The organism is Amycolatopsis sp. WAC 04197, assembly GCF_003947475.1.
Lineage (GTDB): Bacteria > Actinomycetota > Actinomycetes > Mycobacteriales > Pseudonocardiaceae > Amycolatopsis > Amycolatopsis japonica.
The window spans coordinates 446,825-473,182 of record NZ_QHJK01000008.1 but is presented as its reverse complement, the minus strand read 5'-3'; the positions used below and the strand labels follow the sequence as shown (position 1 = coordinate 473,182).

The following is a 26,358-nucleotide window of genomic DNA, read 5'->3' as shown; positions in this document are numbered from 1 at the left end:
CGGGAACGAGGGGCGGGTAGATGATCCAGAGCGTGCTCGTCGGCGCGGTCGTCGTGCTGGCTTGGACGATGACCGCGGCACGGCTGGAGCGCTGGCAGATCACCGCGCCGATGGCGATGGTCGCGGCCGGGCTGGCGATCGGGTTCACCACCCGCAACGACCTCGGCAACGGGCTCAACACCGAGATCGCGCTCAACGCGGCGGAACTGATCCTCGCGCTGCTGCTGTTCGTGGACGCCACCGCGGTGAAGGGCGGTTACCTCGGCCACGACGCGAAAACGGCGGTACGGCTGCTGCTGATCGCGTTGCCGCTGACGATCTTGATCGTCATGGGCGTCGGCCTGCTGACGCTGCCGGGCCTCGGCTGGGCGGCGGTGCTGCTGATCGCCTGCATCATCGCCCCGACGGATTTCGCGCCGGCGACGTCGGTGGTGCACGACGTGCGCGTGCCCGAACGCGTGCGGCATCTGCTGAACGTCGAGAGCGGGTACAACGACGGCGTCGTCGCGCCGGTCTTCATCTTCGCGCTGACCCTCGCGGGGAGCCACCACCAGGCGAACACGCCAGGTGAGGCGCTGCAGGCCGCGATCCCGGCGGCGTTGCTGGCCGTGCTCGCGGGCTCCGTCATCGGGGCGGTGGCCGCGGTGGCGATGAACGTGACGGGCAAACACGGCTGGTCGACCCGGCATTCCGCGCGGGTCGCGGCCGTCGCCCTGCCGCTGCTGACCTACACCGCGGCCGTCGCGATCGGCGGCAACGGGTTCGTCGCCGCGTTCATCTGCGGGATCGCGTACAAGACGGCCCGGCACCCCGGTGAAGAGGAACTCGGGCTCGCCGAGGACGTCAGTTCGCTGTGCGGGCTGCTGATGTGGTTCGTCTTCGGCAGCACCGCGGTGCTGGTGCTGTCCTTCGGCCTGACGTGGGGCATCGTGCTCGTCAGTGTCGTCGCGCTGACGGTCGCGCGGCTGATCCCGGTGCTGCTCGCCTTGCTGCGGACGGACTTCCGGTGGAAGGACCGGATGACCATCGGCCTGCTGGCCCCGCGCGGCGCGGCGTCGATCGTGTTCGGGCTGCTGGCGTTCAACTCGCTCGACGGGGAGGCGGCCGACGTCGCGCTGAGCGTCATGTCGGTGACCGTGCTGGCGAGCGTCGTCGCGCACGGTGTCGGGGCTTCGGCGTTCCTGAACCGGAAGTCGAAGAGGACCTTGGGCTGAAGGCTCCCTTCACCGCATCAGATGCGGTGAAGGGAGCCTTCAGCCCACTCACGATCGCCCGGCTGCCGTTCCCGAACCGTTACCGGGTCAGTTGCCCGGCGTCTCCACGTCGTCCAAGGTCAGGTCGTACGGTTCGGCGCTGTTCCACAACGCCTCCGCCTCGCCGAGGAACGTCCGGTACGCCGCACCGTCCGCGGGCTGCAGGACGAACTTCGGCTCACCCGCGGCCTGGTAGGTGTAGTACTCGGCGAACAGCGCCGAGCCGGTGGCGATGACCCCGATCGCGATCGGATGCGTGACGAGCCGGACGGAGAGGTCGCCGCCGGTCGAGCGGCGCAGTTCGGCCAGCACCCGCAGCGTGTGAAGCACGCGCTCTCGCGCGCTTTCCGGCGAACGCACGGCGTAGTAGCGGGAGGCCGCCGTGTCGATCGCGGGCGAATGCGGGTCGATCAGCACGAACCGGATCTTCGCACCCGCGCGCAACCGTTCTTCGAACTTGCCGTAGCTGTTGTTCACCAGGGTGTTGCGGGCCATCCCGGTGACCAGCAGTTCGCTCGTGCCGTCGATCGCCTCGGCGAGTCCGGCGCCGAAGTCCTCGCTGAACACCGGACGACGTGCCCGCGCGAGCCGGTCCGCGGCGGACAAGGGCCAGGGGGTGCCGTCCTCCCACAGCCGTTCCGCCTCGTCGGCGAAGTGCCGGTACCAGGGCGCGTCCTTCGGTTCCACTGTGAACACCGGAGACGCTTCACCGGTCGGCCGGTATTCGTAGTGCTGAACGCAGACCAGGCCCCGTTTGGTGGAGACGTCGAGACAGTTGAAGCCCGCGGACGAGATCCGTGACGAAACCCGGATCTCCAGCCTGCCGCTCGTCCTGCTCTTCAAGGACGTCAGTTCGTCCAGTGTCGCGAGGATCCGCTGCCGCAGCCGTCCTTGTCCGAGGCTTTGGGAAATTCGGCGATCGGCCACCGCGACGAGTTCTTCGTCGGTCGGATCCAGGACGAGTACCCGGATTCGTCCGCCCGAGTCGAGGATCGACCGGATATCGCTGCGCATGCCCTGCACGGTCCTGGTCATCGAATGGCCGATGAGCAGGATGTCGAAGGCCGCCGCGCGCCGGGAGATGAGATCCGCGGGGAACTCCGGATCGAAGAGCGCGGCGGGGCCGCCGCGATTCGAATCCCGGACCTGTTCGGTCAGCCGCCGCGAGCGGATCTGGGAGAAGGCGAGCAGGGCCAGCAGTGCCGTCACCACGGAGGAAAGCGTTTTGACGTCCGAGATCCCGGTCGCGCCCAGGACGGTGAACGCCAAGGCGACGGCGCCCAGTACGTAGAGATCCAGGTTGTCGTCGGTGATCACCCGCGCCAGCGATCGCCGGATCCGTCCACGCTCGTCCGCCACTGAACCCCCTCGTCGTCGGTTGCGTGGAGACAGTATCGGCCGGACGCCCCGGCATGTCCGGGATTGCTGACATCGATGGCATACCGCGAACCAAGCGATACGAAGCCATTTGGCTCAACCGTTTGTCTGGTCCAGTCCAGTTATGTCTACTAACGTAGAGGGATGGAGCTGGAACTGCGCCACTTGCGCATCATGTGCGCGATCGCCGAACTCGGGAGTATCACCAAAGCGGCGAATACGCTCGGAATGGCCCAGCCTGCACTGACAGCACAACTGAAGCGCATCGAACGGACCCTCGGCGGGAAGCTGTTCCTCCGCGATCACACCGGCACGAGGCCGACCGCGCTCGGTCTCCTCGTCCTCGACCGGGCCAAGATGGTGCTGCCCGCCGTGTCGTCGCTGCACGACGAAGCGGCACGTCTCGCCCAGCACGCGGGCACCGGTGAGCCGGTGACCCTGCGGCTCGGTTCGGCGACGGGGCCGATGCTGGGGGCGCTCCTGCAACGCCTCGGCACCACCCATCCCGACATCCACGTCGCCACGCATACGTCGTGGTCGGCCAACAAACTCGCGGACATGACCGCCGAGGGCGCGCTGGACTTCGCCTTCGTCGGCGTCTGCGGCGACGCGGGCCCACCGCCGGAACCCGGTCTTCGCTGGCGGACGCTCGCGCATCATCCGGTGTTCGTGCTGATGTCCGCGCGAGACGAGCGCGCGCAGCAGAACGAGGTCGAACTCGGCGCCCTCGCGGACGAACGCTGGTGCGCGACACCGGGGGACGGATGCTTCGGCGACTGTTTCGCGTCCGCGTGCGCGAGATCGGGCTTCACGCCCCGATCGTTGTACGAGACCGATGTGCTGACCTGTATCGAGATGGTCGAGTCGGGACACGCGGTCGTGTTGTGCCAGCCGCTGTTCCACGAGATCCCGGGGATCGTCGCGGTCCCGATCGCGGGGAATCCGCTGAGCTGGCGGAATCTCGTCGGCTGGTCGGAACGTGGCGAGATGGGGCCCTTCGCCGCGGAGATGATCGCGCTGTCGCGCGCGGTGTACGGCGAGCTGATCGACCGGCGGCCGACCTACTCGAAGTACCTGGAGTTGAATCCGGGTTACGGCGTCGACTACACGGACGCGGGAGTGGGCTGACCAGCGCGGAAGCGATCGAAAGGTCCAGTCCACTCGGTGGATATGACCTAAATGGTATGTACCATTTGTAGCAGGTGCCTCGTACGGTCTGGGACGAGATCTTCTTCCGGAACGCGGTGAGGAAACGCCTGAAATGAACCGAAAGATCGTAGCGGCCGCCGCGGCGGCCCTTACCGGCGCGGGCCTGGTCACAGCCGTCGCGCTGACGCCGAGCGCCAGCGCCGGCCAGACCGCTTCGGCGGCCGACCAGGTCCAGTCGGAGATCGTCGCCGCACTGGCGCGCGACCTGAAGATCAGCCCGGATCAGGCGAAGACCCGGCTCGCCGGCGAGAAGAAGGCGGCCCGCGCCGACGGCGATCTCAAGACCCGGCTCGGCCCGTCCTACGCCGGATCGTGGCTGGACGCGTCCGGGACCACGTTGACCGTCGCGGTCACCGACGCGGCCCTGGAAGGTGTCGTCCGTGCGGCCGGCGCGACCCCGAAGACGGTCGCCCGGAGCGCCGCGCAACTCGACGCGGCGAAGTTGTCGTTGGACGCCAAGGGAACCAGCGCGCCGAAGACCGTGCCCGGCTGGTACGTCGACGCCACCACCAACTCGATCGTCGTCCTGGCCAACGCCGGTGGCGAGGCCGCCGCGAAGTCGTGGGCGACCGCCTCCGGTGTGCGTGCCGACGCGGTGCGGGTCGAGACCAGCACCGAAAGCCCGGTGCCGCTGATCGACGTCATCGGCGGCAACGCCTACACCTTCGGCTCGGGCCGGTGCTCGATCGGTTTCTCGGTCGAGGGCGGCTTCGTCACCGCGGGCCACTGCGGCACCACCGGCACGCGCACGTCGAACCCGAGCGGGACCGTCGCGGGCTCCAGCTTCCCCGGCAACGACTACGCGTGGGTCCGGGTGGACGCGGGCAACACCCCGCGCGGACTGGTGAACCGGTACCCGGGCACCGTCCCGGTGGCGGGTTCGCAGGAGGCCGCGATCGGCGCGTCGGTCTGCCGCTCCGGTTCCACGACGGGCTGGCACTGCGGCACGATCCAGCAGAAGAACGCTTCGGTGAACTACCCGCAGGGCACCGTATCCGGCCTCACGCGGACCAACGCCTGCGCCGAGCCGGGTGACTCCGGTGGCTCGTGGCTCGCGGGCGACCAGGCGCAGGGCGTCACCTCCGGTGGCTCCGGCAACTGCAGCTCGGGCGGCACGTTCTACTTCCAGCCGATCTCGGAGATCCTGAGCGTCTACAGCCTCCGCCTGGTGACCTCGGGCTCGAACCCGCCGTCGAGCACGACGCCGACCACCACGACGTCGAACAACCCGCCCGGTGGAACCTGGGCGGCCGGTACTACCTACGCCGCGGGCGCGACCGTGACCTACGACGGCGTTTCGTACCGGGCCCTGCAGGGCCACACCGCTCAGGTCGGTTGGGAGCCGCCGAACGTCCCAGCGCTCTGGGCGCGCGCCTGACCACCTAGCCGTCCGGGCCACACGCAGGGGTGCGCCCGGACCCGACCGCCCCCGACGTCGTCCGTGCGTCGGGGGCGGTCCCTTTTTGGCGTAACACGCGTGACGGGGCACGCAACTCGCGTGATTGAAGGCGTAACTCGCGTGATCAGACGCCGCACACCCGAGTTACGCGTCCGGTCACGTGAGTTACGTGTCTGATCACGTGAGTTACGGGGTCAGTGCAGGATCTTCAGGCCCACCACGCAGGCGACGATCCCCACGATCAGCAGGATCCGGGCCACCGAAACGGTTTCCGCGCCGGACCACATGCCGTAGGCGACGGTGAGCGAAGCCCCGATGCCGACCCAGACCGCGTAGGCGGTGCCGACTGGGAGATCCTTCATCGCGTAAGCGAGACCCACCATGCTGGCCACCAGCGTGACGCCGAAGATCACCGACGGCACCGGCCGGGACAGACCTTCGGATTTGCCGAGGGCGGTGGCCCACACGGCTTCCAGCACACCCGAGACGACGAGGACAAGCCACGACATGACGCGCTCCCAGAGCGCCGTCTTGTCGCTGGCCGGGTACGGCACCCACTCGTCCGGGGACCTCGTTGAGGAGGTTCCGTCACCAGGATGGCACATCGCCCGTGTGGATCGCCCGCCGGTTTGACGAGGGTCACCACGCGGGCGCGCCATTGTGGACGGTCAGGTCAGCACCTTGGGAGCCGACCAGGCGAGCAAACCCAGTTCCAGCACCGAGAATCCGATCAGCGCCCACGCGCTCGGCAGCCAGATCAGCGCGATGCCGACGAGCAGGATGGGCAGGACCAGCCCGGCGTAGGCGGCCAGGAACAGGGCGGCGAGGACCTCGCCGCGCACCGGCGGTTCGGCGAGGGCGGCGACGGTGGCCACCGACGCGCGGAAGCCCAGCCCGACACCGGCGCCCGCCACGATCCCGCCCGCGACGAAGAGCCACAGCTGCGACGTCATCACCGCGATCGGCAGCGCCACCAAACCGCTCACCATCAGCCCGAGGCCGAGCCGTAGCTGGGTTTTCCTGGCCAGACCGGCGAAGAGCACCTGCGCCGCGGCCGCCGCGAGGAACACGGAGAACGACGCGAGGCCGGCCAGCAGCCGCGAGCTCTCGTGCATGCCCTGCGCCAGCAACGTCGGCGTCAGCGCCATGAACAGGCCTGTGATCGCGAACGCCGCGAAGGCGCCGATCGCCGCGCCGAAGAAGGCGGGCCGCGCGCTCGACGGCAGTGAGACGCGCTGCGGCCGATAGGCGGGCCGTTCTTCGGCACGCTCCACGGTTTCCGGCACGAGCGCGACGGCGAGGGCCGCGGCGAGCAGCAGGACCAGGAAGAACACGAACGGGGTGGTCAGCGGCTCGGCCGAATAGCTCGCGAACACGCCACCGAACAGCGGTCCTAGCGCCAGCCCGCCCATGTTGACGACGGTCGCGATCAGTCCCGCGCGGCCGTGGTCCTCCCGCGGCCGGGCGACGGCACGGAGTTCGGACAGGTGCGCGGTGGCGGTCGCGGTCAGCGCGCCGATTCCCGCGCCGCCGACGAGCCTGGCCAGGATCAGGCCGGGAACGTCCGGCCACGCCAGGAAAAGTGTCGCGGAAAGCGCCTGGGCCAAGGTCGCGGCGAGGATCACCCGCCGTCGTCCCAGCCAGTCGCTGACATGGCCGGCCAGATACAGGCTGCCCATCACGCCGACGGCGTACGCCGCGAAGACGATGGTCACGACGTAGGTCGGGAAGCCGTCGCGCTGCTGGTAGAGCACGTAGAGCGGGGTGGGGACGGTGGAGAAGGCGAGCGAGGCGGCGTAGGCCGCCGCGATGATCCAGAAACCGCGGCCGTGGCTGATCCGCCGGAACGCGGGACGGGGGAGGGCGACGCTGTTCAGCATGTCTCCACTGTGAATCTTCGGATCATCCAAGTCCAACGAACAATCCTGGTCACAGTTATCGGAGGATGCGATAATCAAACGCGTGGAGACCCGCCAACTCGAATGTTTCGTCGCCGTCGCCGAGGAACTCAGCTTCACTCGCGCCGCCCAGCGGTTGTACGCGGTGCAGTCCACCGTCTCGGCGACGATCCAGGCCCTCGAAGGCGAACTGGGGGTCAAACTGTTCGACCGGTCCACGCGAAGGGTCGCGCTCTCCCCGGCGGGGAAGGTGTTCCTGCCCGAGGCGAAGGCCGCGCTGGAAGCCTTCGACAGGGCGCGCGAGGTGGTCACCGACGCCTCCGCCGGCCTGCGGGGCAGCCTCCGCATCGGCACGCTGACCAGCGTCGGCGATCTCGACCTGCCCGATCTGCTCGGCGCGTTCCACCGCCGTTATCCGCTGGTCGACCTGCACGTTTCGGTGTCGATCACCGGCTCGACCGGACTGGCCGAGGACCTGCGTCAGGGCAGGCTCGACGTCGCACTCCTCGGCCTGCCCGAATCCGATCTCGCCGGGCTCGAAGCCAAACTGCTCGGTTCGGCGCCGTTCGTCGCCGTGCTGCCCGACGGCCACCGGCTGAGCGGACGGCGTTCACTGACGTTGGCCGACCTCGCGGGTGAGTCGTTCGTGGACAATCCCCGCGGCTTCGGCAACCGGGTGGCCCTGGACCGCGCTTTCGAGGCGCTCGGAGCGCCGCGCCGGGTCATCGTCGAGGTCGCCGACCTGCGTGCCGTGCCCTCCTACGTGGCGGCAGGGCTCGGCGTCGCCGTCGTGCCCGATCTCAAGCTGCTCGCGGGGGTCCGGACGATCCCGCTCGACGAGCCCGGCCTCACCTGGCCGCTGACCATCGCCACCAGGGGAGAGCGGCCGCCGAGCCGAGCCGCCCGGCTGCTGCTGGACCTCGTCGACAGCGGGGAGTTCTCCCTCGTGATCCCCGCCCGGACCTGAGCTCAGCCCGTCAGCAGCGTGCGCGTCGTCCGCGTCACCAGGTCAACGGTGCGCGGCGGCGGTGCCTCGCCGCGGTCGAGATGCCTCCTCGCCGCGGCGTAGGGCAGGTCCACGAGGGCGAGCATCAGCTCGTCGGTGCTCCGGCCGGTCAACGGACGCAGCTTCCGCAGCACCTTGGTGATCGCCGTGTCGAGCCGGTGGTTGGCGGCCTCGACACGAGCGCGATCCTCGGCGCTCCAGTCGTCAACGCCGAGTGCCCTGTCACCCCCGTAGAGCAGTTTCGCCTCGGCGGGATGGGCACGGCACCACCGGACGACCTGCGCGGCGGCCTCGACGGCGGCTTCGACGGCCGGTTCCTGTTCGAGCGCTTCGAGGTAACCCCGCTGGAAGCCCTCCAGGGTGCGGAGCCAGACGGCGGCGAGCAACGCCGGACGTCCGGGGAAGCGGTGGTAGATCGACCCGCTCGGCGCGCCGACCTCGCGGGCGACGGCCGACATGGTCACCCCGGCCGCCCCTTCGGTGGCGAAGATCCGCACGGCGGCGTCGAGGAAGTCGTCGGCGGTGTGCCGCGGTGGTCGTCCCATTTTCAGAGACTATCCTCTACTATAGTTTTAGGGGAAGGTCTCTAGAACTGGGAGGCGCGATGCGCGTATGGAACAGACATCACCGGATCGTCGACGTGGCACAAGAACGCGTCGGCGCGCTGATCGACACACTGGCCTCGGACGGCGACAGGCTCTGGCCCGTCGACGCGTGGCCGCCGATGCGGTTCGACCGGCCGCTCGGGGTGGGAGCGACCGGCGGGCACGGGCCGGTGCGATATCGGGTCGAGTCCTACGAACCCGGGAAGTCGGTGAGGTTCCGGTTCACCGCGCCGCGCGGCTTCGACGGATTCCACGAATTCACCTTGCGGACGGCCGAAAACGGGAAGACGGAGCTCGCGCATCTCATGGTCCTGAGGCTCCGGCATCCCGCGTGGCTGACGTATCCGCTGCTGTGGCGGCCGATGCACGACGCCCTGTTGGAGGACTGCCTCGACCGCGCCGAGCGTGAACTCACCGGCACGGTCGAGACACCCGCTCGATGGAGCCTCTACGTCCGGCTCTTGCGGAACCTGATCTCCGGCAAGAGGCCCTTCCGCTTGAGCACGAACAAGGTGCCGCCGATGAGCACGACGGCGATCAAGTAGCCCAGCGCCAAGGACACGGCGCCGCCGTTCGCGGGCGGGAGCAGCACGCCGAACACCGCGCTGACCACGGCGAGGATCCACCGCCCGCGGTCGGTCGTGAGGCTCACGGCCAGCAGCGCGACCGTCCACAGGAGATACCAGGGCTGCACGACCGGCCCGAGGACCAGCATCGCGGCGAAGGTCAGCCCTGCGGCGTAGAGCGGGTGCAGCTTCTGCCGGTACGTGAGCCACAGCAGCCTGGCGCCGACGGCGAGACCGAGGATCGCGCCGATGAGCGAGAACACCTCGATCGCGCCGTCGGTCAGGTCGGCACCGAAGATCTTGCCGACGCCGCCGACGAGGAAGCCGAGTTCGTTGGTGGGCGCCATCCAGCTGTGGACCTGGCCCGAGACCCCGGACAGCACGCGGACCCAGCCGAAGCCGAGCCCGCTGCCGAGTGAGATCGCCGCGGTGACGGCGGCGAATCCGGCGGGCAGCCCCAGCGCCACCGCCACCCGGCCGGCGGGCGTCGCCCGGCGGAACAGGTCGACGCCGACGAACAGCAGGCCCGCGACGGCCACGATCTTGATGTTCGCGGCCGCGCTCACCGCGATCACCCCTGCCGCGATCAGGGCGGGCCGGGCCGCGCCGGTCTTCGCCGCGCCCATGAGGACGAGCTCCAGCCCGGCGACCATCAGCCCGACCATGAGCCCGTCGTTGTGCACGCCCGCCACGACGTGCCAGAGCACCAGCGGATTGAGCACGGCCAGCCACAACGCGATCGACGGCGAGACCCCGACGCGGCGGGCGAGCCTGGGGAGCGCCCACGCCATGAGCACGATCCCGATCAGGCCCAGCAGCCGGTGGAGCAGCACCGTCGGCACGAAGGAGTCACCGGCGATCTGGGCGATCGTGCGGGCCAGCGCGACGAACGCGGGACCGTACGGCGCGGGCGTGTCCCGCCAGTAATGGCTGACGGCCATCGTCACCGGGGAATCGGCGCCGAGCGCGTCGGCGGGCCCCACGAGATAGGTGTCCAGCCCCTTGGCCGCGATCAGGCCTTGCGCCAGGTAGCTGTTGATGTCACCGCTGAACAGGGGACGCGCGACGAGCAGCGGCGCGCACCACGAGACCGCGATCCAGTACAGCCGCCGCTCGGGCAGCCCGGCGGCGAGCCGTCCGATGCCGAGCCAGGACAGCACGAGGGTGGCCATCCCGGCGACGCCCAGCGCCACCACCAGCACCGAGGGCAGGCCGATCCCGGACGTGACCAGCACGAGTACGGCGATTCCGAGGAAACCCGCCCAGTGCAACGCCGAGATGTTCAGCCCGGCCTTCTCCGGCGCGGGCAAGACGTTCTGCATGCGGCCAAACTACTCCAAGTGCGGAACCGGGTTCCGCCGATCGTACGGGAATCCGCCGCCGACGCTTCGGGACCGCGTCCGCCGGGTACTCCTCGCGGACGAGAGGCGGTGGTGGGCGTGAAGAAACGCTGGGTACGTCTCGGGGCGTTCGTGCTGGCCGGGCTGCTGGTCGTCGCGGCGGCCCTGCAGATCACCGGACTCCTGCCGAAGCTCGACCCGTTCGGAACGTCCACTGTGGACCGATCGCAGCCCGCGGTGCTCCAGGCGGTGCGGGATCTGAGCCAGTACCACGCGGCCGTCGGTGACTACCAGGTCGTCGTCGACATCGAGAAGGACGTCGCGTGGGTGCCCGCGAGCATCGCCGGGGAACGCACGCTGTTCGTCGCGGCCGGTTCCGTCGACGCGTACGTCGACTTCGGGCCGCTGGTGGAGAATTCGCTGACCGTGTCCGAAGACCGGCGGACGGTCGAGGTGCGGCTGCCCGAACCGAAGCTCGCGAAACCCAACCTGGACAACGGACGCAGCTACGTCTTCGGTCAGGAGCGCGGCCTGATCGACCGGCTCGGCGCCTTGGTGTCCGTGCAGGATCAGCGGCCGTTCTATCTGGCCGCGGAGAAACGGATCGGTGAAGCCGCGCAGCACTCCGGTCTGCTCGAACGCGCCAAGGCCAACACCAGGGCGATGCTCACGCAGCTGCTGCGAGGGCTGGGCTTCCAGGTCGTGTTCCCGGCGGAACCGGCCACCTGACCCGGCCGCCCGCTTTGTCCGGTGTTTCGGCTGGTGAGCGGCGTGGTACGGCTTCCGCATGAACGCAGACGCGGTACCGGAGCGAATCGCGGAGGTCTGGGGCGCGCGGACCCCGTACCGACGAGGAGACGCTTGGCCGCGCAGAGCGGACATCCACCTCGAGGCGGGCGTCGGTGAATCCGATGTGGACCGCTGGGTCCGCTCGGCCTGCGTCCTGTGCAGCAACGGCTGCGCGTGCGACATCGCGGTGAAGGACGGCAGGATGGTCGGCGTCCGCGGCCGCGAGACCGACCTGGTCAACCACGGCCGGATGGGGCCCAAGGGGCTCTACGGTTCTTGGCAGTGGAACGGGAAGGACCGGTTGACACGGCCGCTGATCCGCCGCGACGGAGAGCTGGTGGAATCCGACTGGGACACCGCGATGGACCTGATCGTGCGGCGTTCCAAGGAACTGCTGGACGAGGCCGGGCCGCTGTCGCACGGGTTCTACACCAGCGGGCAGCTGTTCCTGGAGGAGTACTACACGCTCGGCGTCATCGGCAAAGCCGGTCTCGGAACCCCGCATATGGACGGCAACACCAGGCTGTGCACGGCCACCTCCGCCGCCGCGATGAAGGAGAGCTTCGGCTCCGACGGCCAGCCCGGGACGTACGCCGACATCGACCACTGCGACGCGCTTTTCCTTTTCGGTCACAACATGGCCGAGACGCAGACCGTGCTGTGGAGCCGGGTCCTCGACCGGCTCGCCGGACCCGAGCCGCCCGTGGTCGTCGCCGTCGATCCGCGGCGGACGAAGGTCGCCGAGGCGGCGGTGGAATCCGGTGGCCTGCATCTCGCGCCGCTGCCCGGTACCAATCAGGCCCTGATGAACGGTCTGGTCCGCGAGCTGATCGTGAACAAGTGGATCGACGAGGACTACGTTTCGGCGCACACCCTCGGCTTCTCCGAACTCGAAAAGACCGTGGAGCCGTACACGCCCGCGCACGTCGGCGGGATCTGCGGGATCGAGCCGGACGCGCTGGTGCGGGCCGCGGAGATCTTCGGCACGTCCGAGCGGGTGCTGTCGACCGTGCTGCAGGGCTTCTACCAGTCGCATCAAGCCACCGCCGCGGCCTGCCAGGTCAACAACCTCCATCTGCTGCGGGGCATGCTCGGCAAGCCGGGCGGCGGAGTGCTGCAGATGAACGGCCAGCCCACCGCGCAGAACACGCGCGAATGCGGTGCCGACGGCGACCTTCCCGGCTTCCGGAACTGGGAGAATCCCGACCATGTCCGGCAACTGGCCGAACTGTGGAACGTCGACGAGCTGACCATCCCGCACTGGTCGCCGCCGACGCACGCCATGCAGATCTGGCGGTACGCCGAACAGGGTTCGATCCGGTTCCTCTGGATCTCGGCGACGAATCCCGCCGTCTCCATGCCGGAACTCCCGCGGATCCGCGAAATCCTCGGCAAGGAGGACCTGTTCGTCGTGGTGCAGGACGGTTTCCGGACCGAGACCGCCGAGTTCGCCGACGTCGTCCTCCCCGCCGCGCTCTGGGGCGAGAAGCAGGGGACCTTCACCAACGCCAACCGCACGGTGCATCTGTCGGAAAAGGCGGTCGAGCCGCCCGGCGAGGCGCGCGCCGATCTGGACATCTTCCTCGACTACGCGCGGCGGATGGACTTCCGTGACCGTGACGGCGATCCGCTGATCGGCTGGCGGACCCCCGAGGACGCCTTCCGTGCCTGGCAGGAGTGCAGCCGGGGCCGGTTGTGCGACTACACCGGGCTGTCGTACGACAAACTCCGCGGCGGCAGCGGGATCCAATGGCCCTGCGACGGCGAGCGCCCGGACGGTACCGAACGGCTCTACGCGGACGGCGTGTTCACCACGAGTTCGGACGCCTGCGAGGACTTCGGTCACGACCTGCTCACCGGCGGGACGGTTTCGGCCAAGGAACACCAGGCGCTGCACCCCGACGGACGCGCGTTCCTCAAAGCCGCCGAGTACACGGCACCGCCGGAGGAGCCCGGCGAGCGGTATCCGTTCGTCTGCACGACCGGGCGCACGGTGTACCACTTCCACACACGGACCAAAACCGGCCGCGCCCCGAAGCTCCGGCGGGCCGCGCCGGAACCGTGGGCGGAGATCGCCGCGTCCGACGCCGCCGAACTCGGGGTCACGGACGGAGATCTCGTCCTGGTCGAGTCCGCGCGGGGCCGGGTCGAAGTGCCCGCCCGGATCGGCCGGGTCCGGGCCGGCGTCGTGTTCCTGCCGTTCCACTACGGCTATTGGGACACCGGAGGCGAAGGGCATCCCCGCGCCGCCAACGAACTGACCATGACCGAATGGGATCCGGTGTCCAAACAGCCGTTGTTCAAGATCGGTGCCGTCCGCGTCCGGAAGGTGGAGGGCTGACCCATGCATCTCGCCACCTACCTCGGGCTTCTGCACACCTCGCTGAACACCCTCGCCGACGCCTTCCGTGAGGTCGGCCGCGGCCACGGCGAGGAGCCCGACGTCGAGCACACGTGCCTGCTGCTCGCCGGACGGATCGACCGGCAGACCGAGGCGCTCGCCCCGATCGTCGAGCGGTACGGCGAAGACCGTGAAGAGGAGCCCGAGCGGCTGCACGCCGCGGGCCTGGAAGGCACCCGCAGCGGTGGTGTCGGCCTGCTGCGGGACCTGCAGGACCTCTACGCGCTCTCGTCGTTCACCGACATCACCTGGACCGTGGTCGGCCAGGCCGCCCAGGGACTGCGCGATCGGGAACTGCTCGACCTCGTCGAAGACCACGAGCAGGAGACCGTGCGGCAACTGACCTGGCTTCGTACGCGGATGAAGCAAGCCGCTCCTCAGGCACTCATCGCCGCACGATGATTCCGCGTCCGTGCGGTGCTTCCCGCGCCGGGCTTGACCGGTGGGACTCCTGCTGGTGGGCTGGCGAAGTCGACTGGGAGGCGCGATGGCGACGAAGCCGAGGGACACCCTGACCTACAGCGAACCGATCGCGACCGGGGAGGTCACGATCGGCGCCGGCCCCGAGCAGGTGTACCGGCTCGTCAGCGATCCGGTCGCGATGTCGGAGTGCACCGAGGAACTGCGCAAGGCCCGCTGGATCCGCGGCGCGACCGAAGCGCGCGTCGGGAACTGGTTCGCCGGCAGCAACCGCAACGGACGACGGCGCTGGGTGACCCACGCCGAGATCGTCGAGGCCGAGCCAGGGCGGCGGTTCGCCTACCGGGTGCGCACGCCGTTCTTCGTGCCGATTTCGCGGTGGGAGTACGACATCGTCCCCGAAGGCGACGGCAGCCGGCTCACCGTGACGAACTGGCTGCGGGTGCCGCCGTGGTTCGTCCCGCTCGCCATCCTCATCACCGGTGAGCCGGATCGCGCCGGGACGAATCAGGCGAATATCGCGACGACGTTGCAGCGGGTGAAGGCGCGGCTCGAGGGCCGGGAGTGGCATCGCTAGGTTTCGTGCTTGAAGGGCCCGTTCTCCAGGTTCTGCATTCCCCGGTCCTCCAGCCTGCGCATCACCGGACCGGACAGCAGCCCGTGCACGAGCACCGAAACCGCGATTGTCAGCGCCGTGACCCGCCACAACGAGTCGGCCATCGGGAAATCGCCGTGCCCCAGCGCGTACGAGAGGTAGTAGAGGCTGCCGATCCCGCGGATGCCGAAGAACGCGATCGCCGTCGCCGCCGGGCGGGTGGTGGCGCCGCCGAGCAGCGCCAGGCCGCCGAACAGCGGGCGCACGATGACCACCGCCGCGACCGCCACCAGGATTTCGGCGAGCGTCAGACCCGCCAGCAGCCCGTCGCCCAGCGCGACACCGAGACCGAGCAGGGCCAGCGCGACGAAGAGCCGTTCCAGCTGATCGCCGAATTCGTGCAGCACCCCGTGGTACTCGTGCGACCGTTCGCTGGCGCGGATGGTCGCCGCGGCGATGAACACCGCGACGAAGCCGATGCCGCCCAGCCACTCGCAGAGCGCGAACGGGAGGAACGCGATGGCCAGCACCACCAGGCCGTCGGAGTATTCGCCCAGGCGCAGCCTTTCGTGCCGCACCCGGAACATCAGCCACGACAGCAACCGGCCGCAGACGAAGCCGACCAGGACGGCGATCGCCAGCGGGACGACGACCTCGGTCAGCAGCCACGGCACCGGCGACGTGCTCGCCGTCCCCGCCCAGACGAGCGCCAGCAACACGAACGGCATCGCCAGACCGTCGTTGAGCCCGGCCTCCGAGGTCAGCGTGAACCTGATCTCGTTGTCCGAGCCCCGCCCGTCGCCGGTATGCGGCGCGGGCACCTGGACGTCGCTCGCCAGCACCGGGTCGGTCGGGGAAAGCACGGCGCCCAGCAACAGCGCGGCGGCGGGGGACAGGGCGAGCGCCCACCAGCCGAGGAAGGCGACCGCACAGACCGAAAGCGGCAACGTGATCGCCAGCAGCCGCCAGGTCGAGCTCCACGATCGCCAGCCGATCAGCCGGTCGGACTTCAGCCCCGCGCCGACCAGTGACACCAGGACGCCGAGTTCGGTGATGACCTCGACGGCGCCCACTTGCGACCGCGGGTCGAGGACACCCTGGCCGTACGGGTGCGGGAAGGGAAGCAGCCCGAAGACCAGCCCGCCCATCAACAGGACCAGCGGCATCGACAACGCGCGTTCGTGCAGCAGGTTCGGCAGCACGGCGGCGCACAACGCCAGAACGCCCGCTCCGGCGAGCAAGATCTCCATGCGCGCGGAGTACCCGGACCGATCGCCCGGCAACCGGGCGAGGTTCAGCCGCCGACTTCGAGTCCTTTATGGACTGTCAGGGTGACACCCGCGGCGAGCCGGTACGGCCGGGTGTCCACAATGGCCCCCAACAGTCGTCGCAGCCGGGAAACCTCGGCACGGACGGTGACGAGGTGTTCGGCGTCGCCGTAAAGCGCCCTGCTGAGCGCCTCGGCCGAAAGCCCGGACAGGCCTGCCGTGTTGAGGTGCACCAGGATCTCCGCGTGCCGCGGTGTCACCGTGCGGACCCAGCCGACGTCACCCGACGCCATCCGCAGCATCGGCGCGTGGCCGAGTTCGAGTTCCAGCCGCACCTGGCGCGCGGTGTCGGCGGGACGGACGAGCCAGCCTTCGGCCAGCCGCTCGGGCAGGCAGGCGCCGAGTCCGGGCACGGCGAGGATCTGTCCTTCCGACGGCGCGGCGATCCGCGCGCCGGAGGCGACCCCGGCGGAGTGGGCCACCCAGCCGTCGTCGTCCACCAGCAGGACCGGGCCGCCCACCCCGGTCACCACCGGTTCGGCGGTCCGGCGCAACCGGTCGAGACCCTGCTGGTGGTGCCGCCAGAGTTCGGATTCGACCAGCCGACGTCCGGTCTCCACCAGCGCCCCGATCGCCGGGTGCAAGGTGAGCGCGGGACCGCTGACGTCGATCACGCCGAGCAGTTCGCCGGTGCGCGGATCGTGCACCGGCGACGCGGTGCAGTACCAGGGATGCTGGCCCTGTTCGAAATGTTCCCCGGCGAGCAGTTCCACCGGCGCGGCCTCGGCGAGCGCGGTGCCGATCGCGTTGGTGCCGACCCTCGTCTCGGTCCAGACGGCGCCTTCGGTGAAGCCCAGGGTGTCGGCCCGGCGCCGCACGGCGGGCGAACCCACCCGCCAGAGGATGATGCCGTCGGCGTCGGTCACCACGAGCAGCATGTTCGCGGTGTCGGCCGTCGCGCCGACCACCTGCCCGAGATCGTCCACCACCAGCCGCAAAGGGGAAGCGCGTCGACGGCGGGCGACCTCGTCGAGCGGCACCGAATCCCGGGTGTTCACGCCGTCGGCGGCGAGCCCCAGGCTCAGCATCCGCGACCAGGAGCGCGACACCAGCGGCCGCGGCCGGACCCGAGGGCGGCCGCCGCCGATGACGGCTTCGTGCATGCGGATCAGGTCGCGGGCGTGCATCGGCAGGTCGGCGCCTGGCGGGACCGAGCTGTGCACGCCCACACGCCACCTCCGCACCATCGCGTCGACTGACCAGCATAGGACCGGCGGACGAGGCGCGCCATGGAGTCGCGCTGCAACTCGCTGCAACCCTTGCCGCTCCACCCGCCCGCGGCGTGTGATCGGGGTAACAGCCGAACGCCGAAGTTCAGGAGTGGCCATGACACAGACGGTGGACCGGATCGAGGCGACGGGCTCGCCGCAGGCTCGGGTGGACGCCTGGCTGAGCCGATTCGAATCGGCCCTCGCCGCCCGCGACGTCGAAGCCGCCGCAGCGCTTTTCGCCGTCGACAGTTATTGGCGTGACCTGGTCGCCTTCACCTGGACGATCAAGACGGTCGAAGGACGCGACGAGGTGGCCGGGATGCTCGGCGACTGCCTCGACCGGATCGACCCCTCCGGGTTCCGCACGACCGAGACGCCGACCGAAGCCGACGGCGTGACCGAAGCGTGGCTGGAATTCGAAACCGCGACCGGTCGCGCGAAGGGCCACTTGAGGCTGAAGGACGAAGGCGCGTGGACCCTGCTGACCAGCCTGCGTGAGCTCAAAGGCTTCGAGGAGCGTCGCAACGAACAGCGGCCGAAGGGTGTCGAGCACGGCGTCGTCCGCGGCCGGAAGTCGTGGGCGGAGAAACGCGAGGAGGAACAGACCCGGCTCGGCTACGAGCAGCAGCCATACGTCGTCGTCATCGGCGGCGGACAGGGCGGGATCGCGCTCGGTGCCAGGCTGCGGCAGCTCGACGTGCCCACGCTCGTCCTGGAACGCAACCAGCGGGCCGGCGACTCGTGGCGCAAGCGGTACAAGAACCTCTGCCTGCACGACCCGGTCTGGTACGACCACCTGCCCTATCTGCCGTTCCCGGACAACTGGCCGGTGTTCGCGCCCAAGGACAAGATCGCCGACTGGCTCGAGATGTACACGCGGCTCATGGAGGTCCCGTACTGGACGAGCACCGAGGTCACCTCGGCCTCCTGGGACGAGGAAGAGCAGCAGTGGCTGGTGACCGTCGTCCGCGAGGGCGAGGAGCTGGTGCTCACCCCGAGGCACGTCGTGTTCGCGACCGGGATGTCCGGCAAGCCGAATCTCCCGTCGTTCCCGGGAATGGACGAGTTCGAGGGCGATCAGCACCATTCGTCCCAGCACCCCGGCCCGGATTCGTACGCCGGCAAGAAGGCGGTCGTGGTCGGCTCCAACAACTCCGCGCACGACATCTGCGCGGCGCTGTGGGAACACGGCGCCGACGTCACCATGGTGCAACGCTCGTCGACGCATGTGGTGAAGTCGGATTCGCTGATGGACCTGGGGCTCGGCGACCTGTATTCGGAACGCGCGGTGCGCTCCGGGGTCACCACCGACAAGGCGGACATGATCTTCGCGTCGATCCCGTACCGGATCATGCCGCAGTTCCAGATCCCGGTGTACGACGCGATCCGTGAGCGGGACAAGGACTTCTACGCGCGGCTGGAGGCGGCCGGGTTCCAGCACGACTGGGGCGACGACGGTTCCGGTCTGTTCCTGAAGTACCTGCGGCGCGGCTCCGGCTACTACATCGACGTCGGCGCGTCGGAACTCGTGGCCGACGGGAAGATCAAACTGGCCCACGGCCAGGTCGACCACCTGACCCGCGACGCGGTGGTGCTGTCCGACGGTACGGAGCTGAAGGCGGACGTCGTCGTCTACGCCACCGGCTACGGCTCGATGAACGGCTGGGTAGCGGACCTGGTCGGGCAGGAGACCGCGGACCTCGTCGGCAAATGCTGGGGCCTGGGCTCCGGCACGACGAAGGACCCCGGGCCGTGGGAGGGGGAGCAGCGCAACATGTGGAAGCCCACGCAGAAGGAAGGCCTGTGGTTCCACGGCGGGAACCTGCACCAGTCGCGGCACTACTCCCTTTACCTGGCGCTGCAACTGAAAGCGCGCTACGAGGGCATCCCGACGCCGGTGTACGGGCTCCAGGAGGTGCACCACAAGTCGTGACGGCCCAGAGGCTTCGGTGCCGGACCCCGGGCGGGCCGGCACCGGAGGGCGCCGCCCCCGGACCACGGGCGGTCGACGGCGTCGGGCACCGCCTCCAGACCCTGGGCGGTTCCCGGCGCCGTACCCGTGTTCAGCGGGCGGCCTTCGCGTAACGGCGGGCCAGCACGGCGAAAGCCTCCCGGAGTTCGGGCGGCCCGACGACCTCGATGTCGGCGTCGAACCGGCCGATACTCGCCGCGAGCCCGGCCCACGACCACGACCCCAGCACCAGACGGCACCGATCCGGCCCGAGTTCCTCCACGACACCGTCGCGGACGTAGTGGGACACCGTGCCCGCGGGGAGGTCGAGGATGACTTCACCGCGGCACGGCCATTCGCCGGACTCGGACGCGCCACGGAACCGGCTCGCGACGAAGGTGGCGACGTCGGGGACCGGCAGCTCACGCGGTGTGAACCGCGGGCCGGTCGGGGTGCGCGGAGTGATCCGGTCGGCTCGGAAGGTGCGCCAATCCGCGCGATCCAGATCCCAGGCGACGAGATACCAGCGGCCGTGCCAGGTGACGAGGTGATGCGGTTCGGCCCGGCGCCGCGCGTCCGCGTAGTCGAACCGCAGGATCTCGCGGGCATGCACCGCCGCGCCGAGCGCGAGCAGGACGTCGCCGTCGACGCGGGGCTCCGAGCGGCTCGCGGGCGATTCGACGGCCGTGACCCGCACCGTGTCGATCCGGCGCCGCAGCCGGGAGGGCATGACCTGGCGGACGGTGTGCAGCGCCCGCATCGCCGCCTCCTCGATGCCCGCGCCGCTGGTGGTGGCGATCTGGAGCGCGACGGCCAGCGCGACCGCCTGTTCGTCGTCGAACAGCAGCGGTGGCAGCTCGGATCCGGCGTCGAGCCGGTAGCCGCCGTCGGGACCCTTGATGGTCGCGATGGGGTAGCCGAGCTCTCGAAGCCTCTCGACGTCGCGCCGCACGGTGCGCGGGCTGATGTCGAGCCGCTCGGCCAGCAGCGCCCCCGGCCAGTCGCGGCGGGCCTGCAGCAACGAGAGCATCGACAGCAGTCGTGCGGAGGTCTTCGGCATGTTCTTCATAATGCCTGGAGTAGCGGCCACAACCTGTCCTCTACCCCTGCGAGAGTCATGTCGTGCCAGAAAACGACAACCCGGAGGGCCCGATGACCGCCACCATCCTCGACGCCGAGCGCGCCGACCTGCTCGAAGCCCTCGACACCGTCCGCGCCGCGCTGACCACCACCGTCCAGGGGCTCACGGACGAGCAGCTCGACGAGCATCCGACGGTCAGCGAGCTGAGCCTCGGCGGACTGGTCAAACACGTCGCTTCGATCGAGGAGATGTGGCTGCGCTTCGTGGTCGAGGGTCCGTCCGCGATGACCTACGACCTGCCGGAAGGCGTCACCTGGGCCGACATCGGCGCCGGGACCGCCCGCGAGTTCCCGCAGTGGGCGATCGACCACCAGAACAACTTCAGGATGCTGCCCGGCGACACCCTCGCGGGGATCCTCGCGCGCTACGAGGAGGTGGCCGCGCGGACGAGGGAGATCGTCTCGTCGATCCCGGACCTTTCCGCGACACACCCGCTGCCGGAGGCGCCCTGGAACCCGCCGGGCGCGGTGCGCAGCGTGCGCCGGGTGCTGGCGCACGTCATCGCCGAGACCGCGCAGCACGCGGGGCATGCCGACATCCTGCGGGAGAGCATCGACGGCCAGAAGTCGACCTGACCCTGCCCGCGCCCTCGTGAGTGGTGCCCCACCACGCCACTGCCACGCTCGCTCGCCTCGTGTAGTCCGTGAAGGCCTCCTTGCCTACCCTGAAGGTAGGGAAGGAGGCCTTCACGGACTTGCGATCAACTGCCACCCACACCACGAGGGGGCATAGCTTGCTCACAGCTTCCTGCCGTAGGGTCCCGGCCCGTCGGCGGCCGGTGATCATGGTGGTGGTTGTGTGCGGGAGACGGAGCGGCGGTTCCGCCCGGAAATCCAGGGACTGCGGGCGCTCGCGTGCGTGCTGGTGGTCGTCTACCACGTGTGGCTCGGCCGGATCTCCGGCGGCGTCGACGCGTTCTTCCTGATCTCCGGGTTCCTCGTCACCGGTCAGCTCTACCGCGCGGCGTCGCGCGGGAGGATCGAGTACCGGCCGATGTGGGGCCGGATGATCAAGCGGCTGTTCCCGGCCGCGCTCACCGTGCTGCTATTGGTGGTCGCGGTGAGCATGGTGCTGCTGCCGCAGAACCGCTGGTTCCAGACGATCAAGGAGGTCGTCGCCTCCGCGCTGTACCTGGAGAACTGGCAGCTGGCGGCGGATTCCGCCGACTACTTCGCCCAGCACAACTCGGCGAGCGTCGTCCAGCATTTCTGGTCGCTGTCGATCCAGGGGCAGTTCTACGTCGTCTGGCCGTTGCTGGTCGGGCTGGTGCTCCTGATCGCCAAGCGGGCGCGCCGCAACGTACTTCCGCTGCTGGCCACGGCGCTCGGCGTGGTGTTCGCCGCCTCGCTCGCGTACTCGGTGTGGCTGACCGCGGTCGATCAGCCGCTGGCGTACTTCGATTCGTTGACGCGGGTTTGGGAGTTCGCGCTCGGTGGCCTGCTCGCCTTGCTCATCGACCGGATCCAGGTGCCCCGGCAGGCGCGGGTCGTGTTCGGCTGGGCCGGGGTCGCCGGGCTCGTTTCCTGCGGGCTGGTGCTCCAGGTCGGGACGGTCTTCCCCGGCTATCTCGCGCTCTGGCCGACACTGTCGGCCGCGCTGGTGATCCTCGCGGGCGACACCGCGTTCAAGGCCGGCGCCGACCGTTTCCTCAGCAGCCGCCCGCTGAAGTACCTGGGCGACTTGAGTTACGCGCTCTACCTGTGGCACTGGCCGGTCCTGGTCTTCTACCTCGTCGCGCGTGACCGGGAAGAGGTCGGCCTGCGCGGCGGCGCGGTGATCATCGCGCTGGCGTTCGGCCTCGCCGTGCTGACCCATCACCTGGTCGAGAAGCCGGTCCGGGTTTCCGCGATCGGCGCCGGGAACCGGTGGGGCGCCTACCGGTTCGGTGCCGCGACGCTCGCGGCCGTGCTCGCCGCGACCGGCGCCTGGCAGTGGGTGAGCGTGAGCCAGGCGGAGAACTACTCGATCGCGGTCGACGATCCGGACCATCCCGGCGCGCTCGCGCACACCGAAGGGTTCACGTACTGGGGCGCCGCCGATGCCGCGCTCGTCCCGTCGTTCGTCGCGGTGTCCGAAGACTGGGCGGGGATCGACCCGGCCCGGTGCGGAACCTCGCCGCGCAACGCCGATCTCGAAGTCTGTACGTCGCAGACCACGGGGCATCCCACTCGCCGGATCGTCGTCGCCGGCGACTCGCACGCCGGGCAGTTCCTCGGCGCCCTGCTGCCGGTCGCCGAAAAGAAGAACTGGGAGGTCACGTCGATCCTCCGCGGCGGTTGCCCGTTCTCGACCGACTCCGACGCCGTACCGGGTGACCAATCCTGCATCGACTGGAACAGCGCCGTGGTGGACGAAATCGTCACCACCCGCCCCGACGCGGTGATGACGATCGGTACCAGGGACGTGAAGGTCGGTGTCGAAGAACGGGTTCCCGACGGCTACATCGCGCAGTGGCGCAAGGTCGACGAAGTGGGCATTCCGGTGCTGGCGGTGCGGGACAACCCGCGGTTCGGCCAGTCGCCGTCGGCGTGCGTCGAGAGCCGCGGCGCGGAGTCGCCCGAGTGCGCCACGCCGCGCTACGACCTCTATGCGGCGGAGCCGCCGTACGAGACGCTGCAGGATCTGCCGTCCAACGTGCGGTTCCTCGACTTCAGCGACTACTTCTGCACGGCCGAGGTCTGCCCGCCGGTGATCGGCAACGTGCTCGTCTACCTCGACGACAACCACGTCAGCGGTACCTACATGTCGACGATGTCGGCCATCGCGGAGAAGGCGATCACCGAGGCGCTCGGCTGGGCGGACGATCACGCGGAGGAGCCGCCGCCGGGCGGGTGATCCAGACAACAGATCGCCGCTGGATTGCGCGATGCCGCACTGACTCGCTGGTCTGCCAATCTCTTGCGCAACGATTCGCCCTTATCGGTGCATCGAAACGGTGGATATCGTCGTCGGTATGAGGGTCGCCGTCCACCAGGGCTCGTACGCCGAGCTGCCGTCCGCCGTCGAGGCGTCGGGCGCCGATCTCGTGATCGCCGCCGAGATGATCACCACTGGCTACCACATCGGCGCTCGATCACATGAGCTCGCCGAGCCCGCCGACGGTCCGACGGCGGCCCGGATGTCCAAGCTGGCAAGGGAATCCGGTGTCGCGCTGGCCTACGGATACCCCGAATCCGACGGCGGCCGCGTGTACAACAGCGTCCAGCTGATCGGCCGCGACGGACGACGCCTGGCGAACTACCGCAAGACGCATCTGTTCGGCGACATCGACCGCGACTGGTTCGAGCCGGGTGCCGAGGCGGTCGTGCAGGCGGAGCTCGACGGTCTCCGGATCGGCCTGCTGATCTGCTACGACGTCGAGTTCCCCGAGCTGGTGCGGGCGCACGCGCTGGCCGGGACCGAACTGCTCGTGGTGCCGACCGCGCTGATGAGCCCGTACGAACTGGTCGCGGACACGCTGGTGCCCGCTCGTGCCTACGAGAGCCAGCTGTTCGTCGCGTACGCGAACCGGTGTGACACCGAACAGGAACTGACCTACTGCGGCCGCTCCTGTGTCGTCGCCCCGACCGGCGAGGTGCTCGCCCGAGCGGGCGCCGGTCCGGAGCTGATCAGCGCCGATGTGACCCGTGACGCGCTCGTCGCGTCGCGGCTGGAGAACACCCACCTGGCCGACCGACGGCCCGATCTGTACCGAGGACTTCCCGCATGACCTCCGCCCTCCCGACCGCGATCCACCACGACGAACCGGCGGGCCGCCCGATCACCATGTTCGGCCCCGACTTCCCGTTCGCCTACGACGATTTCCTCGCGCACCCCGCCGGGCTCGGCAGCCTTCCGGCCGAGCGGCACGGCACCGAGGTGGCGGTGATCGGCGGCGGCCTCTCGGGCATCGTCACCGCGTACGAGCTGATGAAACTCGGGCTGCGCCCGGTCGTGTACGAGATCGCCGAGATCGGCGGCCGCCTGCGCACGGTGAACTTCTCCGGCTGCCCGGACGACGTCGTCGCGGAGATGGGCGCGATGCGCTTCCCGCCGGCGTCGACCGCGCTGTTCCACTACATCGACAAGGTCGGCCTGGAGACCACGCCGTTCCCGAACCCGCTGGCGCCGGGCACGCCGAGCACCGTCGTCGATCTCAAGGGGGAGAGCCACTACGCGCGCACGGCGGACGAACTCCCCGCCGTCTTCGGCAAGGTCGCGGCCGCGTGGGACAGCACGCTGTCCGAGCAGGCCGCGTTCACCGAGATGCAGAAGGCGATCCGCGACCGCGACGTGAAGACGATCAAGCGGCTGTGGAACGAACTTGTCCCGAAGCTGGACAACCAGACCTTTTACGGTTTCCTCTGCGATTCGCCCGCGTTCGCCTCCTTCCGCGACCGTGAGATCTTCGGCCAGGTCGGCTTCGGCACCGGCGGCTGGGACACCGACTTCCCGAACTCCATCCTGGAGATCCTGCGGGTGGTCTACACCGGCGCCGACGACGAGCACCGCAGCATCGTCGGCGGCAGCAGGCGGCTTCCGTTGCGGCTGTGGGAACACGCGCCCGAGGACATCGCTTTCTGGCCCGCCGGAACGAGTTTGAGCTCGCTGCACGGCGGGAGCCCGAACCCCGGCGTCGCCCGGCTGCACCGGACCGCGCCGAACAACATCACCGTGACCGACACCGAAGGCCGCATCCGTACCTATCCGGCGGCGGTGTTCACCGCGCAGAGCTGGATGCTGCTGTCGAAGATCGCATGCGACGAGGCGCTGTTCCCGATCGACCACTGGACGGCGATCGAGCGCACGCACTACATGGAGTCCTCGAAGGTCTTCGTCCCGGTGGACCGGCCGTTCTGGCTGGACAAGGACCCGGAGACCGGGCGCGACACGATGAGCATGACGCTGACCGACCGCATGCCGCGCGGCACCTACCTGCTCGGCGACGATCCGGACGCGCCCGCGGTGATCTGCCTGTCCTACACCTGGGCCGACGATTCGCTGAAGTGGCTGCCGCTTTCGGTGTCCGAGCGGGTCGAGGTGATGCTGCAGTCGCTGAAGGAGATCTACCCCGGCGTCGACGTCCGGCGGCACATCATCGGCGACCCGGTGACCGTGTCCTGGGAGGCCGAACCGCATTTCATGGGCGCGTTCAAGGCCAACCTGCCCGGTCACTACCGCTACCAGCACCGGCTGTTCACCCACTTCAAGCAGGACCGGCTGGAGGAACGTCACCGCGGCCTCTTCCTGGCGGGCGACGACGTCTCCTGGACGGCGGGCTGGGCCGAAGGTGCGGTGCAGACGGCTCTCAACGCGGTCTGGGGCGTCCTGCACCACTTCGGTGGGGAGACGGATCCGGCGAACCCCGGGCCCGGCGACGTCTACGACGAGATCGCGCCCGTGGAACTGCCCGACTGAGCCCGGCGGCCCACCAGCCACGCCATACCCGCCGCGAGGAGGGCGCCGATGGTGTTCATCAGCCAGTCGTTGGTGTCGCAGGCGCGGCCGATCGCGGGCACGACCGCCTGCAGCGACTCGATCACCGCGGACAGCGCCGAGCCTGCCGCGAACATCGTCACCGGCCGCCGGGACGCCAGCGCGGCGAAGTAGACCGGCGGCAGGAACAGCGCCACGTTGGCCAGGAGTTCCACCGAGCCGAGCGTGGGCAGGGAGAACTGGACCGTGCACAGGATCTCGTCGATCGTGTGCCGGTTGGGCACCAGCGTCAGCGCGACGACCGGTACCAGCGCCACTCCCGTGAGCATCCAGAGGACTCGATGCCTGCCCGCGAACAGGTGGCCCAGGACGGCGCAGACGAGCGCGACCAGCAGGATCGCCACCGGCACGAGGGCGGAGTGGTCGAGCAGGAAGTTCGTGATCATGGCGGGCC

The 26,358-nt window shown here is 69.5% G+C and carries 23 protein-coding genes and 1 riboswitch; of the genes, 14 read left to right on the top strand and 9 right to left on the bottom strand.

Annotation, left to right across the window (positions count from 1 at the left end):
• The first annotated feature begins 20 nt into the window (after nucleotides 1-20).
• On the top strand, nucleotides 21-1,214 hold the full coding sequence (locus tag DMC64_RS29170; RefSeq protein ID WP_125736114.1) for a sodium:proton antiporter: 1,194 nt from the start codon (nucleotides 21-23) through the stop codon (nucleotides 1,212-1,214).
• 87 nt (nucleotides 1,215-1,301) lie between these two features.
• Here DMC64_RS29170 and DMC64_RS43350 read toward each other — a convergent pair whose 3' ends face one another.
• A complete protein-coding gene (locus DMC64_RS43350; RefSeq protein WP_233629853.1) occupies nucleotides 1,302-2,612 on the bottom strand; it encodes a hypothetical protein in 1,311 nt (436 codons plus the stop codon).
• Nucleotides 2,613-2,774: 162 nt separating this feature from the next.
• Between DMC64_RS43350 and DMC64_RS29160 the strand changes: the two genes are divergently transcribed.
• Both DMC64_RS29160 and DMC64_RS29155 read left to right on the top strand, forming a co-directional pair.
• Entirely contained in the window at nucleotides 2,775-3,758 is a 984-nt protein-coding gene (locus DMC64_RS29160) for a LysR family transcriptional regulator (protein WP_037339585.1), read from the top strand.
• Between the two features lie 133 nt (nucleotides 3,759-3,891).
• On the top strand, nucleotides 3,892-5,217 hold the full coding sequence (locus tag DMC64_RS29155) for an alpha-lytic protease prodomain-containing protein (protein WP_125736113.1): 1,326 nt from the start codon (nucleotides 3,892-3,894) through the stop codon (nucleotides 5,215-5,217).
• Between the two features lie 215 nt (nucleotides 5,218-5,432).
• Here DMC64_RS29155 and DMC64_RS29150 read toward each other — a convergent pair whose 3' ends face one another.
• On the bottom strand, nucleotides 5,433-5,747 hold the full coding sequence (locus DMC64_RS29150; RefSeq protein WP_125736112.1) for a multidrug efflux SMR transporter: 315 nt from the start codon (nucleotides 5,745-5,747) through the stop codon (nucleotides 5,433-5,435).
• Nucleotides 5,748-5,758: 11 nt separating this feature from the next.
• Nucleotides 5,759-5,827: riboswitch (guanidine-III (ykkC-III) riboswitch) on the bottom strand.
• A 79-nt stretch (nucleotides 5,828-5,906) separates the two neighbouring features.
• Nucleotides 5,907-7,118 (bottom strand): MFS transporter, encoded by a 1,212-nt coding sequence (locus DMC64_RS29145; protein WP_125736111.1) that lies wholly within the window; start codon nucleotides 7,116-7,118, stop codon nucleotides 5,907-5,909.
• An 82-nt stretch (nucleotides 7,119-7,200) separates the two neighbouring features.
• Between DMC64_RS29145 and DMC64_RS29140 the strand changes: the two genes are divergently transcribed.
• The gene (locus DMC64_RS29140) at nucleotides 7,201-8,103 is read left to right on the top strand and encodes a LysR family transcriptional regulator (protein ID WP_125736110.1); all 903 of its coding nucleotides are present in this window, start codon (nucleotides 7,201-7,203) and stop codon (nucleotides 8,101-8,103) included.
• A 2-nt stretch (nucleotides 8,104-8,105) separates the two neighbouring features.
• Here DMC64_RS29140 and DMC64_RS29135 read toward each other — a convergent pair whose 3' ends face one another.
• Nucleotides 8,106-8,687, bottom strand: coding sequence for a TetR/AcrR family transcriptional regulator (locus tag DMC64_RS29135; protein WP_125736109.1), 582 nt, complete (start codon nucleotides 8,685-8,687; stop codon nucleotides 8,106-8,108).
• A gap of 59 nt (nucleotides 8,688-8,746) precedes the next feature.
• On the opposite strand from DMC64_RS29135, the gene DMC64_RS42770 reads away from it, so the two are divergent.
• Nucleotides 8,747-9,292, top strand: coding sequence for an SRPBCC family protein (locus DMC64_RS42770; protein ID WP_158634270.1), 546 nt, complete (start codon nucleotides 8,747-8,749; stop codon nucleotides 9,290-9,292).
• On the opposite strand, the gene mptB is transcribed toward DMC64_RS42770, so the two are convergent.
• The gene (gene mptB / locus DMC64_RS29125; RefSeq protein WP_125736107.1) at nucleotides 9,196-10,635 is read right to left on the bottom strand and encodes a polyprenol phosphomannose-dependent alpha 1,6 mannosyltransferase MptB; all 1,440 of its coding nucleotides are present in this window, start codon (nucleotides 10,633-10,635) and stop codon (nucleotides 9,196-9,198) included. The genes DMC64_RS42770 and mptB overlap by 97 nt on opposite strands.
• A gap of 111 nt (nucleotides 10,636-10,746) precedes the next feature.
• Here mptB and DMC64_RS29120 point away from each other — a divergent pair, with 111 nt between their 5' ends.
• The 4 genes from DMC64_RS29120 to DMC64_RS29105 all read left to right on the top strand — a co-directional run bounded on the left by DMC64_RS29120 (nucleotide 10,747) and on the right by DMC64_RS29105 (nucleotide 14,840).
• A complete protein-coding gene (locus tag DMC64_RS29120; RefSeq protein ID WP_125736275.1) occupies nucleotides 10,747-11,382 on the top strand; it encodes a DUF4230 domain-containing protein in 636 nt (211 codons plus the stop codon).
• A 58-nt stretch (nucleotides 11,383-11,440) separates the two neighbouring features.
• Nucleotides 11,441-13,783: a molybdopterin oxidoreductase family protein gene (locus DMC64_RS29115; protein ID WP_125736106.1), complete on the top strand. Its 2,343-nt coding sequence runs from the start codon at nucleotides 11,441-11,443 to the stop codon at nucleotides 13,781-13,783.
• 3 nt (nucleotides 13,784-13,786) lie between these two features.
• Entirely contained in the window at nucleotides 13,787-14,245 is a 459-nt protein-coding gene (locus DMC64_RS29110; protein ID WP_125736105.1) for a hypothetical protein, read from the top strand.
• An 85-nt stretch (nucleotides 14,246-14,330) separates the two neighbouring features.
• Nucleotides 14,331-14,840 (top strand): SRPBCC family protein, encoded by a 510-nt coding sequence (locus tag DMC64_RS29105; protein WP_125736104.1) that lies wholly within the window; start codon nucleotides 14,331-14,333, stop codon nucleotides 14,838-14,840.
• Here the strand turns inward: DMC64_RS29105 and DMC64_RS29100 are convergent.
• Nucleotides 14,837-16,108 (bottom strand): sodium:proton antiporter, encoded by a 1,272-nt coding sequence (locus DMC64_RS29100; protein WP_233629852.1) that lies wholly within the window; start codon nucleotides 16,106-16,108, stop codon nucleotides 14,837-14,839. The two genes, DMC64_RS29105 and DMC64_RS29100, sit on opposite strands and share 4 nt — an antisense overlap.
• Before the next feature lie 44 nt (nucleotides 16,109-16,152).
• Entirely contained in the window at nucleotides 16,153-17,355 is a 1,203-nt protein-coding gene (locus tag DMC64_RS29095; protein ID WP_038511905.1) for a GAF domain-containing protein, read from the bottom strand.
• 157 nt (nucleotides 17,356-17,512) lie between these two features.
• Between DMC64_RS29095 and DMC64_RS29090 the strand changes: the two genes are divergently transcribed.
• Nucleotides 17,513-19,330: an NAD(P)/FAD-dependent oxidoreductase gene (locus DMC64_RS29090; RefSeq protein ID WP_125736102.1), complete on the top strand. Its 1,818-nt coding sequence runs from the start codon at nucleotides 17,513-17,515 to the stop codon at nucleotides 19,328-19,330.
• A 130-nt stretch (nucleotides 19,331-19,460) separates the two neighbouring features.
• Here DMC64_RS29090 and DMC64_RS29085 read toward each other — a convergent pair whose 3' ends face one another.
• Nucleotides 19,461-20,408 (bottom strand): YafY family protein, encoded by a 948-nt coding sequence (locus DMC64_RS29085; RefSeq protein ID WP_125736101.1) that lies wholly within the window; start codon nucleotides 20,406-20,408, stop codon nucleotides 19,461-19,463.
• Nucleotides 20,409-20,500: 92 nt separating this feature from the next.
• Between DMC64_RS29085 and DMC64_RS29080 the strand changes: the two genes are divergently transcribed.
• The 4 genes from DMC64_RS29080 to DMC64_RS29065 all read left to right on the top strand — a co-directional run bounded on the left by DMC64_RS29080 (nucleotide 20,501) and on the right by DMC64_RS29065 (nucleotide 25,886).
• A complete protein-coding gene (locus DMC64_RS29080) occupies nucleotides 20,501-21,064 on the top strand; it encodes a DinB family protein (protein ID WP_125736274.1) in 564 nt (187 codons plus the stop codon).
• 223 nt (nucleotides 21,065-21,287) lie between these two features.
• Nucleotides 21,288-23,324: an acyltransferase family protein gene (locus tag DMC64_RS29075; protein WP_125736100.1), complete on the top strand. Its 2,037-nt coding sequence runs from the start codon at nucleotides 21,288-21,290 to the stop codon at nucleotides 23,322-23,324.
• Between the two features lie 118 nt (nucleotides 23,325-23,442).
• Nucleotides 23,443-24,198 carry a carbon-nitrogen hydrolase family protein gene (locus DMC64_RS29070; protein WP_125736099.1) on the top strand — a complete coding sequence of 252 codons (756 nt, stop codon included), beginning with the start codon at nucleotides 23,443-23,445 and terminating at the stop codon, nucleotides 24,196-24,198.
• Complete coding sequence (locus DMC64_RS29065) at nucleotides 24,195-25,886, top strand: NAD(P)/FAD-dependent oxidoreductase (protein ID WP_125736098.1); 1,692 nt, start codon at nucleotides 24,195-24,197, stop codon at nucleotides 25,884-25,886. Before DMC64_RS29070 ends, DMC64_RS29065 begins: the two co-directional genes overlap by 4 nt.
• On the opposite strand, the gene DMC64_RS29060 is transcribed toward DMC64_RS29065, so the two are convergent.
• Nucleotides 25,850-26,350, bottom strand: a complete 501-nt coding sequence (locus DMC64_RS29060) for a VanZ family protein (RefSeq protein ID WP_125736097.1) — start codon at nucleotides 26,348-26,350, stop codon at nucleotides 25,850-25,852. The genes DMC64_RS29065 and DMC64_RS29060 overlap by 37 nt on opposite strands.
• Nucleotides 26,351-26,358: the final 8 nt, after the last annotated feature.

Coding starts and splice junctions, on each gene's coding strand:
- DMC64_RS29135 (WP_125736109.1), bottom strand. CDS start 8,687: ATGGGACGACCACCGCGGCACACCGCCGACGACTTCCTCGACGCCGCC.
- DMC64_RS29060 (WP_125736097.1), bottom strand. CDS start 26,350: ATGATCACGAACTTCCTGCTCGACCACTCCGCCCTCGTGCCGGTGGCG.
- DMC64_RS29090 (WP_125736102.1), top strand. CDS start 17,513: ATGACACAGACGGTGGACCGGATCGAGGCGACGGGCTCGCCGCAGGCT.
- DMC64_RS29085 (WP_125736101.1), bottom strand. CDS start 20,408: ATGCCGAAGACCTCCGCACGACTGCTGTCGATGCTCTCGTTGCTGCAG.
- DMC64_RS29065 (WP_125736098.1), top strand. CDS start 24,195: ATGACCTCCGCCCTCCCGACCGCGATCCACCACGACGAACCGGCGGGC.
- DMC64_RS42770 (WP_158634270.1), top strand. CDS start 8,747: ATGCGCGTATGGAACAGACATCACCGGATCGTCGACGTGGCACAAGAA.
- DMC64_RS29080 (WP_125736274.1), top strand. CDS start 20,501: ATGACCGCCACCATCCTCGACGCCGAGCGCGCCGACCTGCTCGAAGCC.
- mptB (WP_125736107.1), bottom strand. CDS start 10,635: ATGCAGAACGTCTTGCCCGCGCCGGAGAAGGCCGGGCTGAACATCTCG.
- DMC64_RS29115 (WP_125736106.1), top strand. CDS start 11,441: ATGAACGCAGACGCGGTACCGGAGCGAATCGCGGAGGTCTGGGGCGCG.
- DMC64_RS29070 (WP_125736099.1), top strand. CDS start 23,443: ATGAGGGTCGCCGTCCACCAGGGCTCGTACGCCGAGCTGCCGTCCGCC.
- DMC64_RS29105 (WP_125736104.1), top strand. CDS start 14,331: ATGGCGACGAAGCCGAGGGACACCCTGACCTACAGCGAACCGATCGCG.
- DMC64_RS29110 (WP_125736105.1), top strand. CDS start 13,787: ATGCATCTCGCCACCTACCTCGGGCTTCTGCACACCTCGCTGAACACC.
- DMC64_RS29150 (WP_125736112.1), bottom strand. CDS start 5,747: ATGTCGTGGCTTGTCCTCGTCGTCTCGGGTGTGCTGGAAGCCGTGTGG.
- DMC64_RS29145 (WP_125736111.1), bottom strand. CDS start 7,118: ATGCTGAACAGCGTCGCCCTCCCCCGTCCCGCGTTCCGGCGGATCAGC.
- DMC64_RS29170 (WP_125736114.1), top strand. CDS start 21: ATGATCCAGAGCGTGCTCGTCGGCGCGGTCGTCGTGCTGGCTTGGACG.
- DMC64_RS29155 (WP_125736113.1), top strand. CDS start 3,892: ATGAACCGAAAGATCGTAGCGGCCGCCGCGGCGGCCCTTACCGGCGCG.
- DMC64_RS29160 (WP_037339585.1), top strand. CDS start 2,775: ATGGAGCTGGAACTGCGCCACTTGCGCATCATGTGCGCGATCGCCGAA.
- DMC64_RS29100 (WP_233629852.1), bottom strand. CDS start 16,108: ATGGAGATCTTGCTCGCCGGAGCGGGCGTTCTGGCGTTGTGCGCCGCC.